Raw genomic sequence first — 13,373 nt, forward strand, 5'->3', positions numbered from 1 at the left:
CCGGACGTCTCAGGCGGCGACGGCCCCGCGCGTGGCCAGGAAGGCCTGTCCGGAGTCTCCGCCGACGAGCCGATGGCGCGCCGTCGCCGGCAGGTAGGCGGACTGGCCGGGTCGCAGCCTCAGGCGTGCGGCCCCGCGCGGGATCACGGCGCCGTCGGCGGAGCCGGTCCGAACCTCCTCTGCCAGGCGCTCGACGACCAGCTCCCCGGCGGTGCAGAGCAGCACCGCCGGCCCCTCGTCGGCCAGCGCCAGCGGGGAGCCGGCCTCGGGCAGCTCGATGCGCTCGAGGGCGAAGTCCCGGCATTCCGGCGTGTAGCGGCGGCGGCCGGGCGCCGGCGTCGTCGGCGGGCAGTGCGGCACCGGCAGGCGGCGCGCCTCGGTGACGGAGAGCAGCTCGTCGACGTCGATATGCTTGCCGGTCAGCCCGCCGCGGAGCACATTGTCCGAGCTGGCCATGATCTCCACGCCGACGCCGTGCAGGTAGGCGTGCAGGTTGCCCGCCGGCAGGAAGAGCGCCTCGCCCGGCCGCAGGTCGACGCGCTGCAGCAGCACGGTCACCAGCAGTCCCGGGTCGCCGGGGAAGGCCGCGGCGACCCGGCGGAGCGTGTCCGCCGTCGACGTCGCCAGCCCGCCGGGGCGGCCGAGGACGTCGGCGCGGAGGGCCGGTGCCTCGGGAGCGAGGAGCCGAGTGATCCGCTCGGCGGCGGCGACGAACTCTTCCCGGCGGCCGCGCAGGATCTCCTCCAGCGCTCCATGGTGGTCCCCGGCGGCGAGCAGGTCGGCCAGCGATCCGACGGCCTCCGCGTCCTCGGAGCCGTCGGTGCCGTCGGCTCCGGCGCCGTCGGCGCGGAGCAGCCGGACCAGGGCCTCGAGGTCCTCGGCGGCCTCGTCGGCGTCCCGGAAACCGCTCAGCGCGGCGAACTCGTCGAGGGCGACGAGCAGCTCGGGCTTGGGGCTGGGATCCGGATAGCAGCGCCGGCGGTCGGTGCGCGGGATGCCGGCGGCATCCTCGGCCGCGAAGCCAGCGCGGGCCCGCTCGGCGTCGGGATGCGTCTGGATGGACAGCGGCCGGGCGGCGGCGAGCACCTTCAGCAGGAAGGGCAGACCGGCGGCGCGGGCCGAGCCGCCGTCGGCGGCGCCGGCCAGCTCCGGGCGGTCGGCGAGCAGCGTGTCCAGGCTCGTCGTCTCGGGCCCGTCCTCGTCGAGGACGACCTGCGAGGGCGCCGTCGGGTGGGCGCCCATCCACACCTCGGCCCGGGGCTCTGCGGACGGCGGCCAGCCGAAGAGCTCGGTCAGCGCCGAGGTCGACCCCCAGGCGTAGTCCTGCACGGGATTGATCATCCGGAACATCGCTCGAAGCATACCAGCGGCGGTCACCGGCGAGTCCCGCCGTGCCCGTGACGCGCCGGCGGCTCACCGTCGCGTCGACGCGCCGTCACTGTGCCGTCACTGCGCCGTCACCGGCCGGTCAGCCCGCCGGCGAGCACTCGTCGTTCGTCGAGGCCGCCTCCTCGAGGATCGCGGTCTGCCCGGCGTCCTGGGCCTCGATGAGGTACTCGCGGGTCAGCGGCGAACCGTCGGGCTGGGTGGGCAGCTCGTCCTCCTCGCCGGAGTCCTCCGCGCCGGCGGAGGACCCGCCCTCGGCCGAGGCGGCGACCATGGTCGCCAGCGTCGGATGTCCGGGCGACGGGCCGCCGGAGGCGCCGCCGAAGAGCCCGCCGCCGTCGCCGGAGGAATCCTGCTCGGCGAGGAGCTCGTCGACTCGCTGGTGGATCGCGTCGTAGTCCGGGTAGGTGGAGAACAGGTCGCCGAGCTCGCCGAAGTCCGGAGGGCCCAGCACCAGCTGCTCGGGCTGCTGCTCCTTGGCCTGCGCCGCGAGCGAGACGAAGGAGCCCAGCTGCTGCTGCGGCAGGTCGGTCTCGACGACCTGCTCGCCGGCGCGCATGATCTCGGTGAAGCGGCTGACCAGCGTCTGCGGGTCGAACTGGTCGATCATCGCCTTCTGGATGCACTGCTGGCGCTGGATGCGGTTGTAGTCGGTGGCGAAATGCCGCGAGCGGGCATAGGCCAGCGCCTCGGTGCCGGTGAGCTCGAGGGTGCCGGGCTCGAACCAGGTGTCGCCCCAGGTGCCGTCGGGGCGGACGCCGCGGTACGGGACCCAGCCGCCGGACTCGACCTCGACTCCGCCCATCGCGTCGATGAGCTCGGTGAAGCCGCCCATGTCGATCATCGCGTAGCCCTGGATGTCGAGGTCCAGGATGCCGGAGGCCGCGTCCATCATCGCCTGCGCGCCGGGGTCCTCGGCGTCGGGGTAGAGGTCCTGATGCTCCTGCATCACATCGGTGTAGAGGAAGTTGATGATGCACTCGTCGCCGCAGGAGTAGCCCTCGGGGTAGACGTCCCAGAGCGGCGACCCCTCGCGGAACGGCGCGTTCTGGAGGTTGCGCGGGATGGAGATCATCAGCGACTCGCCGGTGTCGGCGTCGACGCTGACCACGTGGATCGAGTCCGGGCGCAGCCCCTGGCGGCCCTCGCCGGCGTCGCCGCCCATCAGCAGGAAGTTGTAGCGGCCGTCCACCGGGTCGAGGGAGGGCCCGGAGGAGAAGATTCCGCCCAGGGATTCGCGGGAGGTGTTCGCCGCATGCGCCGCCCACCCCAGTGACCCGGAGGTCAGCACCAGGAGCACCACGGTGACCGCGCCGACGATCGGCCGCATGCCCGGGGCCAGCGAGCTCAGCCGGATCAGCCGCAGCGTGTCCAGCCAGAGGATCGCCCAGCCGACGGCGAGGAGCGCCAGCACCACAGTGGCGGTCCAGAGCGACACCGGCCGGGTGAGGAGATTGAGCAGCAGCGGTCGCAGCGTGAAGAACAGCACGAGGCCCAGCAGCAGCGTCGCCCAGACGCCGACGGTCACCGCCAGCGCGACCCGGCCCAGCCTCCGTGACCCGGCGGCGATCTGGGCGGCGCCGGGGATGACGAGGGTCAGCGCCAGCAGCAGGAACGCCCGGCGCGACCGGTCGGTCTCGGAGCCGGTCCGGGGGCTGCGCAGCACCTCCGGCTCGGTGGTGAAGCGGTGGTAGGAGACGCTGGATCCGGCCATCAGCTCAGCGGGCTCCGGTTCGTGGGCAGCTCGGCGGCCTCGTCCCGCAGGGCCTCGCCCTTGGCATGCGCGGAGGAGGCCAGCTCCTGCTGGAAGCTGAGCAGCCGCTCGCGCAGCGCGGCGGCCTGCTCGCCGGTGCCGGCGGCCAGCGTGCGCACCGCCAGCAGGCCGGCGTTGCGCGCCCCGCCCACGGAGACGGTGGCCACCGGCACGCCGGCCGGCATCTGCACGATGGACAGCAGCGAGTCCATGCCGTCCAGGTGCTTCAGCGCGACCGGCACGCCGATCACCGGCAGCGGCGTCACCGCGGCGAGCATGCCCGGCAGATGCGCGGCGCCGCCGGCGCCGGCGATGAGCACCTGCAGGCCGCGCTCATGGGCGCGGCGCCCGTAGTCGAGCATCTCCTGAGGCATCCGGTGGGCGGAGACGACATCGGCCTCGAAGCTGACGCCGAACTCGTCGAGCGCCTCGGCGGCGGCGCGCATCGTCGGCCAGTCGGAGTTCGAGCCCATCACGAGTCCGACCTGCGGAGTCTCGGGCGCGGCGGGGGTCGTCGGCGTGGACGGGGCGGCGTCGGTCATCGGCTCTCGGTCCCTTCGGCGATGCGGCGGGCGGTCTCCTCGGCGGTCCGACGGGTCGCGGCGACGTCGGCGCCGGTCTCGCCGCCGGGGGCCACCACGGTGACGTGGCCGATCTTCCGACCCGGCCGCGGCTGTTTGCCGTAGAGGTGGATCTTGGCGGTCGGCGCGGCGCGCATCGCCTCGAGGGCCTCGGCGTGCAGATCCTCGGCGGCGCCGCCGAGGATGTTCTTCATCACCGTCGTCGACCCCGGGCCGGCGATCGGGTCGGTCGCGCCCAACGGCAGCCCCAGCACGGCGCGCAGGTGCTGCTCGAACTGGCCGGTGACGGCGCCGTCCATGCTCCAGTGGCCGGAGTTGTGCGGGCGCATGGCCAGCTCGTTGACGTGGACGCCGGCGCGCTCGCCGTCGGCGATCTCGAAGAGCTCGACGGCGAGCATGCCGGTGACGTCGAGCTCCTCGGCCAGCGTCGCGGCGATCTCGGCGGCCTCGCGCAGCCGCTCGGCCCCCTCGCGGTCGTCGACGGCGACCGGGGCCGGCGCGGTGACCACGTCGCAGACGCCGTCGGTCTGCAGCGACTCGACCACCGGGTAGACGCGGACCTCGCCGGCGGCCGAGCGGGCGACCTGGGCGGAGAGCTCGCGGGTGTAGGGGACCTTCTCCTCGGCGAGCAGCGGCGTGCCCTGCTCCGCGGCGCGGGAGAACCAGTCGGCGGCCTCGTCGGCGGAGGCGGCGGCGTCGACGACCCGCACGCCCTTGCCGTCGTAGCCGCCGCGCGGCGTCTTCAACACCACCGGCCAGCCGGCCTCCTCGCCGAAGGCGACCAGCTCCTCGACCGACGAGACGGCGGCCCAGCGCGGGTTCGGCAGGTCCAGACGCTCGACGGCGCGGCGCATGCTCAGCTTGTCCTGGGCGTGGACGAGCGCCTGCGGGCCGGGATGCATGGGCACTGCGGCGCCGGCCAGCGCGGCGAGCACGTCGTCGGGGACGTGCTCGTGGTCGAAGGTGACGACGTCGACGGCGGCGGCGAAGGCCAGCACGTCCTCGACGCTGCGGTGGTCGCCGAGCGTGGTGCGGGCGATGACCTGGGCGGCCGAGGCCTCGGCCGAGCCGGCGAGCAGGTGCAGCTCGACGTCGAGCTCGGCGGCGGCCGGAGCCATCATCCGGGCCAGCTGACCGTCGCCCAGCACGCCGACGCGCGGCGGGCGGGCTCCGGTCTCCGGACCTCCGGGACGGGCGGGACGGGACGCGGGGAGAGCGGCTGGTCGTGTCACAGTCCCTCATTATGGGGCATCACCGTCCTGGAGAGGATCAGGCGGACACGCCGGAGGGGTGACCTCTCGGCCGGCGTCGGGCCGACGTCCAGCTGATCGCCCGACGGGATCCGTAGACTGGGCATCGCCCGGAGACCCTCGCCGGACCTCCGCCCCCGCCGTCGTCGACCGACCAGGAGTCCGACCACCTATGATCGCCCGTCTGGCCCGCCGCGCTGTCGATCTGTTCCTGAGGCTCTGGCGGGAGATCGCGAAGTTCGGCGTCGTGGGAGGTCTGGCCTTCATCATCGACTCCGGCGTCTTCCTGGCGCTGCTGCAGGGACCGATGCCCGACTCGCAGCTGAAGGCCAAAGTCATCGCCGGGACTGTGGCCACGCTGTTCTCCTGGGTGGCGAACCGCTACTGGACCTTCCGGCACAAGCGGTCGGCGGGCAAGGCCCGTGAGCTGATGCTCTTCCTGGTGATGAATGCGATCGGCCTGGGCATCCAGACCGGCTGCGTGGGCGTGAGCAAGTATCTGCTCGGCCTGGGCTCGGTGACACAGGTCTTCATCGCCGGCAACGTCATCGGCCTGGTGCTGGCCACATCGTTCCGCTTCGTCGCCTATAAGCTCTGGGTCTTCACCGGCGATCAGGAGGACCAGCACGCCCATATGCTCTCCGATCGGGAGCTGCTCACCGGCGAGGTGCCGGTGGTCGGCGAGCACAGCACGGCCGACGGCGACCAGCGGGCGGAGCATCCTGCCGACCGCCCGACCGGGACGCGGTCCGCCGGCGAGATGGACTGATCCGCCGGCGCAGCGGACTGATCAGCCGACCGACTCGTCGGCCAGCGCGCGCTCCCACTGGGGCCCGCCGGGCTCGGCGTCGACGAGCACCGCCGGCCGTCCCCGGGCCCAGAGGCTCAGCAGCTCCGCGGCGGTCTGCGTGGTCCATCCGCGCAGGGCCCACCGGGTCCAGTCCGCGGCGACGGAGGACGCCGTCGTCGCCGCGTCCGCCTCGAGCACCATCAGCCCGTCCAGGCGGTCCAGGGCCTCCAGGTCGTCCGGACCGGCGGAGCCGCCCGACCCGTCGGGGACCGTCCGCGCCGCCGCGTCGAGCGCCGGCAGCGGCAGCTCCTCCAGCGGCTCGACGAGCTGGTCGGGATGCTGGCGCACCTCGGCGGAGACGTCCAGCACCCAGGCGGGCAGCTCCTCGCCGGCGACCTCGGCCCAGGAGCCGTCCAGCAGACCGGGGGAGAGCGCGGCGAGCTCGGCGTCGCCCAGGGCGGCGGACCGCTCCCAGGCTGCGGGCCGGTCGGTGACCACCAGCGCGGATTCGGCGTCGGCGCCGACATCCGCGGCGGAGTCGGCTGCGGCGTCGCGGCGGGTGATCCGCGGTTCGGCGCCCAGCGCCCGGCAGGCCAGCACGACGGCGGCCGCCTTCCAATGCGGGGGCGTGTCGACGAGGACCGTCGCGCCGCGGACCAGCTCGACCTCCTCGCGCAGCAGGCCGATCAGCTTGACCGCCCAGTTGTGCAGCACGCGGCCCGAGAGCTCGACACGTTCGCCCTCGGGTCCGTACCAGACGACGGCCGGCTGCGGGCGCGCGGCGAGCAGCTCCAGCAGCGCTGGGCAGGAGCTGGGAATCTCGTGTGAACTCGTGGTCGGGAGCAGCGGAACGATGAGGTCCTCCTGGACGCGGCGCGCCGATGCATGGCCCGCGGCCCCGCGGCGTGTCGCCCGCGACGGCGGGCCGGAGTGGGGTAGGGGCGGCTGTCGACGGCACTTGACGGATAGTTGCCTACACCAGTGTAATTAGGTGCGGCGGCCCCGGATCCCCGGAATGCCGCCGGAGACGAGACGTTCGACGGGTCCTGCCGGATCCGACAGACCACCGAGATGGACCACGACGGGGAGGCCCTTGATGGGGAACGCAGAGCGGCTGAGCGAACAGCAGGAGGAGACGTCCCGACCGACGCGACGGTCCGGACTCGACGTCCCCGCCGACTGGTTCGTCGACCCGGCCGATCCTGACGCCGCCGAGGGTCTCGAGCATGGTCGGAGCCTGGACGACCAGGCTACCGCCTACCTCGCCGACCACGAGGAGGCGGGCCAGGATCGGCGCGCCGCCGAGCCCGTCGAGGCTCCCGTGTCGCTGACCGAGGCTCCCTCCCGCCGCGCCGACCGGACTGACCGCACCGACCGTGAGGACGGCGAGGCAGGACGCTCCGGCGACGGCGTCTGGCTGGGGCTGCCCTCGCTGATCCCGGCCGAGGAGATCGAGGGCGAGCTCGCCTGGCAGGTCGACGCCCTCTGCGCCCAGACCGACCCGGAGGCATTCTTCCCGGAGAAGGGCGGCTCGACCCGTGACGCGAAGAAGGTCTGCGGCGCCTGCACCGTGCAGCAGGAGTGCCTGGACTATGCGCTGGCCAACGACGAGCGATTCGGGATCTGGGGAGGCATGTCCGAGCGCGAGCGCCGCAAGCTGAGGAAGCGAGCGGTCTGATCGCCGCCCTCGCCGCACCGCATATCGCCGCCGTCGTCCTGAGCGCCGGCGGCGATTCCGCGTCCGGAGACCGACGCGCCGTCGCGCAGCTGAGGGCGGCCCTCGAGGCCCAGACGCGCGCCCCCGACACCATCATCGAGCTCTCCGCGCCCGGTTTCCGCGGGCCGGAGGACCTCTCGCGCTCGCTGCAGTCGCGGCTGCTGCGCGATCCGGCCCACGCTCGTCGGATCTCCACCCGCGGCGTGGCCGGCGAACGCGTCACACCGCTCTGGCGCAGCCTGGAGCGGCGGCTGCCGGAGGGCTTCGCCGGACGCCACCAGTGGCTGTGGATCCTCACCGCCGATTCCATTCCGGCCCCCGATGCGCTGGAGCAGCTGGTCGAACGGCTGCTGACGGTCACCGACGAGGAGACCCACGCCGCGCTGCAGGTCGTCGGCGCCGAGCAGCTGCACGCCGCGCCGGACGACGTCGACGACGCCCGGGACGGCGGCGCGGACGGGCCGGATCGGCTGGTCGACGTCGGACTCTCCAGCGCCCGCTCCGGAGAGGTGGTGCCCACCACCGAGCCGATGGAGCTGGACCAGGGCCAGTACGACGGGCGCGATGCCGTCGGAGCGGCCTCGCTGCACGGGATGCTCGTCCACGCCCCGCTGCTCGGCGACCTGGGCGGCTTCGATCCGACCATCTCCGGCGACCACGCCGCCGCGCGCTTCGCCGACCGGGCCCGCGAGGTCGGCGCCCATGTCGTCGTCGCGCCGCAGGCCCGCATCCGCCGGCTGACCCCGCCGCGCCGCGAGCAGGTCCACCGGCTGGGCGGCACGCTGCATCTGCCCGCCGAGCAGCGGATCGGACAGATCCGTCGGCGCCTGGCCGAGGTCCCGCTGCTCGCGACGCCGGTGATCTGGCTGGGCGGCTGGCTGGCGGCGCTGCTGCGGCTGGTCGGACTGACCGCGGTGAAGGCCCCCGACGCCGGCGTCGGCGAGCTGGTCGCCTCGGCCCGGGCCCTGCTGAATCTGCGTGCCCTCGTCCATACCCGGCGCTTCGCCGCCCAGGGGCGGCGCGCCGTCCTGGAGCGGCTGCGTCGCGACGAGCGCCTCGCCTCGACCCGCGCCGCCCGGGAGCTGGTCCGCGACGGCCGGCGGACCTCGCGGCGGCTGCGACTCCCGGCGGCGACGGTGCGCGCCGAGCGACGGCGCAGCCTCACCGCCCAGACCGTGGCCCCGCCGTCGGGCGACGACGGCGCCCAGGACGCCGCGATGCTCGCCGGCGGCTCCGGCGACGGCGACTTCGATCAGCTGGCCTCGCGACGCTCGGGGGACCGGCTGGGCCTGTTCCTGCTGCTGCTCGGGCTGACGGCGCTGTCGCTGGTGGTCCACCGCGGCCTGCTGGGGGCGGAGGCGGTCGTCGGCGGTGCCGCGCTGCCGGTCTCCGACACGGTCGGGGAGGTCTTCGCCGAGACGACGAGCCTGGTCGCGACCGACGGACTGGGCCGGCTGGCCGCGGCGAATCCCTTCGACCTGGTGCTGCTGGTGCTCTCGGTGCTCAGCGCCGGACAGGCCTCCGCCGTGCTGGTCTGGCTCACGATCCTGGCGCTGCCGCTGGCCGCGCTGACCGCCTGGGCCGCCGCCGGCGTCGTCACCGCCGCGGCGACCGCCCGGATCCTCGCCGCGCTGCTGTGGGTCGCGGTGCCGAGCCTGCACACCGCTCTCGGCGAGGGACGCTTCGGCGCGGTGATCGCCCATATCCTGCTGCCGCTGGTGGTGCGCCTCGGCGTGCGCGCCGCGGGCCGCCGACCGGCCGCCGCCGGCCCGGAGGCGCGCGGCGGCGCGAGCTCCTGGGAGCACGCCGCCGGCACCGCGTTGCTGCTGGCCGCCGTCACCGCCGCCGCGCCAATCCTGCTGCTGCCGGCGACGCTGGTCTGCGCCCTCGCGGCGCTGACCCGCGGCGGACGCACCTTCTGGCTGATCCCGCTCCCCTCGCTGGCGCTGGCGGCCCCCATGCTCGGCGCGGCGGCGCTGACCGGGCAGAACGTGCTGGGCGTGCTGTTCTCCGCGCCGACGCGTCTGCTGGCCGCGGACCCGGCCCCGCTGTGGCAGCAGCTGCTCGGCCACGCTCGCGCCGTCGACCCGGCCGCCGGGCTCAGCGTCGGGCCGGATCTGGACTGGCTGCCCGAACTGCTGAGCACTCCGCACTGGGCGCTGCGACTGATGCTGGTCATCGGCCTGCCGCTGCTGCTGCTCGGCCTGGCCGGGCTATTGCTGCCGGGACCACGGTCCGCCGGCGCGTGGGGCGTCGCCGGAACGCTGCTGCTGACGCTGCTGGTCTCGGCGGCCGCCGGTCTGGTCGCCGTCGGCGACGACGGCGTCGAGCTGACGCCGGCACATGCGGCCCCGCTGGTCTCGGTGATGATGCTCTGCCTGCTCCTCGGCGCATCCCGTCTGCTGGACGGGCTGCCCCGGTCGCTGCCGCGCGCCGGCTCCGCGGCCGGACCCGTGCTGGCCACGCTGCTGGTGCTGGCCGTGGTCGCCTCCGTCGGCTCCTGGGCCGCGCCGCGGGTGCTGGAGGGCTCCGGCTCCCGGCCCGCGCTGACGGCGATGACCGCCGAGCCCGCGGAGATCCGGGCGGGCACCGTGCGGCAGCTCCCGGCCACCGCCGCCGACCAGGGCGAAGGGCCGGCGGCGCTGCGCACCCTGGTGCTGACCAGCTCTGCCGACGGCGTGGTCGGCGAGCTGGTCGCCGGCTCCGGCCGCACGCTGGACTCCGCCCGATCGGCGCTGACCGCCGGAGACGCGCCGCTGTGGACCGACCCGGAGCTGCTGCCGACGTGGCTGGGCGGCGGCGACGGAGCCGCCGTCGAGGAGCCGGTGCAGGGGTCGGTGGCCGAGCTGAGCCCCGGCCGCGCGCGCACCGGCCAGCTCATCTCCGCGCTCATCACGCCCGGAGCGGCCGAGGTGCCGGCGCTGATGGAGGAGCTGGCGGTGGGCTTCGTGGTCGTCGACGGCCCCGGCGACGGGGCGCTGGCCGGCGCAGTGGACACTGCCGCCGGACTCGTCGGCGTGGGGTCGACCGACCAGGGGCAGCTCTGGCGCGCCGACCTCGAGGACGCCGCGGGGCTCCCGCGGGCGGCCTCGATGAGCGGTGCGGCCACCTCCTGGGCCCGGCTGGTCGACGCCGAGGGCACCACGCTGGCGCTGCTGCCGGCCGACGGGGGGCGGGTCGACGTCGACCTGGACGCGCTCGCCGCCCCCGACGGGGGAGAGGGACTCTCCGCCGAGGCCGCCGCTGAGGATGTCCACGTGCAGCTGGCCACCGCCCCGGCCGCGGGCTGGTCCGCGGAGCTGGACGGCGAGCCGCTGGAGTCGCTGGCCGGCGGCTCCGGCGAGGGGCCGCCGCTGTGGGGTCAGCAGTTCCGCCTGCCGGAGGGCGAGCTCTCCGGAGAGCTCGTCGTCGAGCATCGCAGCGTCTGGCGCGCGCCGGCGCTGATCGCCGTCGCCGCCGTCCTGGTGCTGGTGGCGCTGATCGCGGTGCCGCTGCCGCGGCGGGTGCGGCTGCTGCCGGTGGCCACCCGCGGTGAGCTCGGCGACCGGCCCGCGGCACGATCCGAGGGGGAGGCATGAGCGCGAAGAAGGTCCGTCGCCATATCCGCCGCCTGCAGCGCGACCGGCGCCGTGCCCGGCGTCGCGGGTCCGCGAGCACGCCGCGGCCTCCCGCTCCGGCGCCGCCGGCCGCGGACACGACACCGGCCGCGGACACGACACCGGCCGCGGACACGATGCCGGCCGCCGGCGGGCGACGCCGCGGCGGGGGCCGGACCGGCGCCGTGCCGGCGGTGCCGGCGGTGCTGGCGGTGCTCGCCGTCGTCGCCGTCGCCGGCGGATCCATCGCCCGCGACGTGACGGACGCCGCTCCCGGCACTCGCCCGGTGGACGCCCCGCTGTTCCCCACCGCCGCGGCGGACACTCCGTTCGTCTGCCCGCCGATGCCCGGGCGTCCGGAGACGCTGAGCTCCGACGGGCGGGTGTCCTACCAGCAGCGCGACGACGCGGCCTCCTCGGCCCTCCACGGGCTCGTCTTCGCCGTCGACGATGCCGGCAGCTTCCCCGAGGTGCGGCGGGCCCGGCTCGCCGAGGACGGGCGCCGGGACGCCGAGACCGTCGTCGAGGGAGCCGACGCGCCGGCGGAGGGGGCCTCGGCCTCGGCGCTGGCTGACCGGGAGACCACTGTGGTGACCGAGGAGGATCCGCGGCGCGCCGCGCTGCTCGAGATCGGGCCGGGGCCCGGCGGTGCGCCGATCGCCGCCTCGGCGATGCTCGAGTACTCGGCCTCCTCCGGGCCGGTCAGCGGCGTGGCCGCCGCCCGGTGCGCCGTGCCGCAGCGCGAGCAGTTCTTCCTGGGGCCGGAGACCGGCTCGCAGGCGACCTCGCTGCTGACGCTGGCGAATCCGGCCGAGCGGGAGGCCGCAGTCGAAGTCGCCGTCCACGACGCCGACGGTCCGCGCTCGGGCGCCGGCACGCGCACGGTGGTGGTGCCCGGCGACTCGCTGCGCACGGTGAACCTCGCCGGGCTCGCCGAGGACGGGGCGATCGGCGTCTCCGTGGAGTCTTCCGGGGCACCGGTCGCGGCGCAGCTGACGTCCTCGGCGGCCGCCGGATCGGTCGGTGCCGGGGTCGAGTTCCTGCCCGGCCAGGCCGGGGCGGCGGGCGAGCACCGGATGCCTGCGGTCCCGCTGCCGGACACGGACGGCGGCGGGACGCTGTGGGTCCACGTGCCCGGCGAGGACGAGGCGACTGTCGAGGTGCAGGTCTTCGGCGAGGACGGCCTGGAGCCGCTGGAGGGCTCCTCGGTGTTCAGCGTCGATGGCGGCGCGGTCCGCGCCATCGACCTCGCCGGGGTGCCGGCCGGTGCCCATGACGTGGTGGTGCGCACCTCCGTGCCGACCCATGCGGCAATGCGGACCGTCTCCAGCGATGAGCGCGGCGACGGCGATGACGGCGGCGAGGAAGCCGGAGCGTCCGGCCCGGACTTCGCCTGGCAGGCCGGCGTCGAGCGTCTGCGCGCCGGCTCGGGGACGCTGCTGCCCGCCGAGGGCGAGGCATCGGTGCACCTGCGGGCCGAGGAGCAGGCGACGACGGCGACCTATCGGCTCATGGACGGCGAGGGGAGCTTCGGCGGGCCGCGGGAGGTCGAGATCCCGGCCGAGGGCTCGGCCGCGCTCGGCTCCGAGGACCTGCGGCTCTCCGGTCAGGGCGGCGGGGGCGAGCAGGCCTCGGCGATCGTCTTCGAGGAGCCCGGAGCCCCCGTCGTCGGTTCGCTGCGCGTCTCCGGCGAGGACGGGTTGTCGATGACCGGGCTCGCACCGCTCGGCGACCCGCACCAGGCGGTGCGCGTGCGGCTGCGCGACTGAGGCGGAGACCCCCCCCCGGGACTCGGCTCCGCTTCTGCCGGCGCGGACACGGCGTCCGGCCTGACCGGCGGGGAGCGCCCGGGTCGTTAGGGTGGATGACCGTGGATTCTTCGCGCCGATGCACCAGAAGCAGCTGCGGTCAGCCCGCCGTGGCGACGCTGACGTACAGCTACCGGGACTCCACTGTGGTGGTGGGGCCGCTGAGCGTGTATCCGGAGCCCCACACCTATGACCTCTGCGCCCGGCACGCCGACAGCGTGACTCCGCCGCGCGGCTGGGAGGCCCTCCGTCTGGACTACCCGTCGGCGCCGGCCGACGAGGGCGCGGCGGCCGCCGACGACCTGCTGGCCGTCGTCGACGCCGTCCAGCGCGAGGACGACTCCACCCCGGCGACGGACTCCTCCGGCCACGAATCGGGCTCTCCGGCGCCGGGCACGCTGCCCTCCCGCGAGAGCCGCGGCAGGATCGCGCCGCCGGAGGCGAGGTCCGCAGTGGTGCGCGGCCACCTGCGGGTGGTGGACGACTCCTGAC

At 75.3% G+C, this 13,373-nt stretch carries 10 protein-coding genes; 5 read left to right on the plus strand and 5 right to left on the minus strand.

All coding sequences use genetic code 11. From position 1 onward, the window contains the following. Positions 1 to 9: 9 nt before the first annotated feature. From manA to GCL72_RS02490, 4 genes are all read right to left on the minus strand, one after another. The gene (manA, locus tag GCL72_RS02475) at positions 10 to 1,350 is read right to left on the minus strand and encodes a mannose-6-phosphate isomerase, class I (protein ID WP_170289535.1); all 1,341 of its coding nucleotides are present in this window, start codon (positions 1,348 to 1,350) and stop codon (positions 10 to 12) included. A gap of 118 nt (positions 1,351 to 1,468) precedes the next feature. Then, complete coding sequence (locus tag GCL72_RS02480) at positions 1,469 to 3,100, minus strand: LCP family protein (protein ID WP_153143139.1); 1,632 nt, start codon at positions 3,098 to 3,100, stop codon at positions 1,469 to 1,471. After that, positions 3,100 to 3,681: a 5-(carboxyamino)imidazole ribonucleotide mutase gene (gene purE, locus GCL72_RS02485; RefSeq protein ID WP_153143140.1), complete on the minus strand. Its 582-nt coding sequence runs from the start codon at positions 3,679 to 3,681 to the stop codon at positions 3,100 to 3,102. The genes GCL72_RS02480 and purE overlap by 1 nt, the downstream gene beginning before the upstream one ends. Further along, the gene (locus GCL72_RS02490; protein WP_153143271.1) at positions 3,678 to 4,868 is read right to left on the minus strand and encodes a 5-(carboxyamino)imidazole ribonucleotide synthase; all 1,191 of its coding nucleotides are present in this window, start codon (positions 4,866 to 4,868) and stop codon (positions 3,678 to 3,680) included. Before GCL72_RS02490 ends, purE begins: the two co-directional genes overlap by 4 nt. 274 nt (positions 4,869 to 5,142) lie before the next feature. On the opposite strand from GCL72_RS02490, the gene GCL72_RS02495 reads away from it, so the two are divergent. Continuing rightward, positions 5,143 to 5,739: a GtrA family protein gene (locus GCL72_RS02495; RefSeq protein WP_153143141.1), complete on the plus strand. Its 597-nt coding sequence runs from the start codon at positions 5,143 to 5,145 to the stop codon at positions 5,737 to 5,739. A 21-nt stretch (positions 5,740 to 5,760) separates the two neighbouring features. Here the strand turns inward: GCL72_RS02495 and GCL72_RS02500 are convergent, their stop codons facing one another. Next, entirely contained in the window at positions 5,761 to 6,615 is an 855-nt protein-coding gene (locus tag GCL72_RS02500; RefSeq protein WP_343030137.1) for a TIGR03089 family protein, read from the minus strand. A 241-nt stretch (positions 6,616 to 6,856) separates the two neighbouring features. On the opposite strand from GCL72_RS02500, the gene GCL72_RS02505 reads away from it, so the two are divergent. The 4 genes from GCL72_RS02505 (at position 6,857) to GCL72_RS02520 (ending at position 13,372) form a co-directional block, all read left to right on the plus strand. Further along, positions 6,857 to 7,438, plus strand: coding sequence for a WhiB family transcriptional regulator (locus tag GCL72_RS02505; RefSeq protein ID WP_153143143.1), 582 nt, complete (start codon positions 6,857 to 6,859; stop codon positions 7,436 to 7,438). Between the two features lie 242 nt (positions 7,439 to 7,680). After that, entirely contained in the window at positions 7,681 to 11,055 is a 3,375-nt protein-coding gene (locus tag GCL72_RS02510; RefSeq protein ID WP_153143144.1) for a hypothetical protein, read from the plus strand. Beyond that, the gene (locus GCL72_RS02515; RefSeq protein WP_153143145.1) at positions 11,052 to 12,842 is read left to right on the plus strand and encodes a DUF5719 family protein; all 1,791 of its coding nucleotides are present in this window, start codon (positions 11,052 to 11,054) and stop codon (positions 12,840 to 12,842) included. The genes GCL72_RS02510 and GCL72_RS02515 overlap by 4 nt, the downstream gene beginning before the upstream one ends. 95 nt (positions 12,843 to 12,937) lie before the next feature. Next, the gene (locus GCL72_RS02520) at positions 12,938 to 13,372 is read left to right on the plus strand and encodes a DUF3499 family protein (RefSeq protein ID WP_153143146.1); all 435 of its coding nucleotides are present in this window, start codon (positions 12,938 to 12,940) and stop codon (positions 13,370 to 13,372) included. Position 13,373 lies beyond the last annotated feature (1 nt).

Origin of the sequence: Nesterenkonia halophila (assembly GCF_009467795.1) — a bacterium.
Taxonomy (GTDB): Bacteria; Actinomycetota; Actinomycetes; order Actinomycetales; family Micrococcaceae; genus Nesterenkonia; species Nesterenkonia halobia.

Coding starts and splice junctions, on each gene's coding strand:
- GCL72_RS02495 (WP_153143141.1), top strand. CDS start 5,143: ATGATCGCCCGTCTGGCCCGCCGCGCTGTCGATCTGTTCCTGAGGCTC.
- manA (WP_170289535.1), bottom strand. CDS start 1,350: ATGTTCCGGATGATCAATCCCGTGCAGGACTACGCCTGGGGGTCGACC.
- purE (WP_153143140.1), bottom strand. CDS start 3,681: ATGACCGACGCCGCCCCGTCCACGCCGACGACCCCCGCCGCGCCCGAG.
- GCL72_RS02520 (WP_153143146.1), top strand. CDS start 12,938: ATGACCGTGGATTCTTCGCGCCGATGCACCAGAAGCAGCTGCGGTCAG.
- GCL72_RS02515 (WP_153143145.1), top strand. CDS start 11,052: ATGAGCGCGAAGAAGGTCCGTCGCCATATCCGCCGCCTGCAGCGCGAC.
- GCL72_RS02505 (WP_153143143.1), top strand. CDS start 6,857: ATGGGGAACGCAGAGCGGCTGAGCGAACAGCAGGAGGAGACGTCCCGA.
- GCL72_RS02480 (WP_153143139.1), bottom strand. CDS start 3,100: ATGGCCGGATCCAGCGTCTCCTACCACCGCTTCACCACCGAGCCGGAG.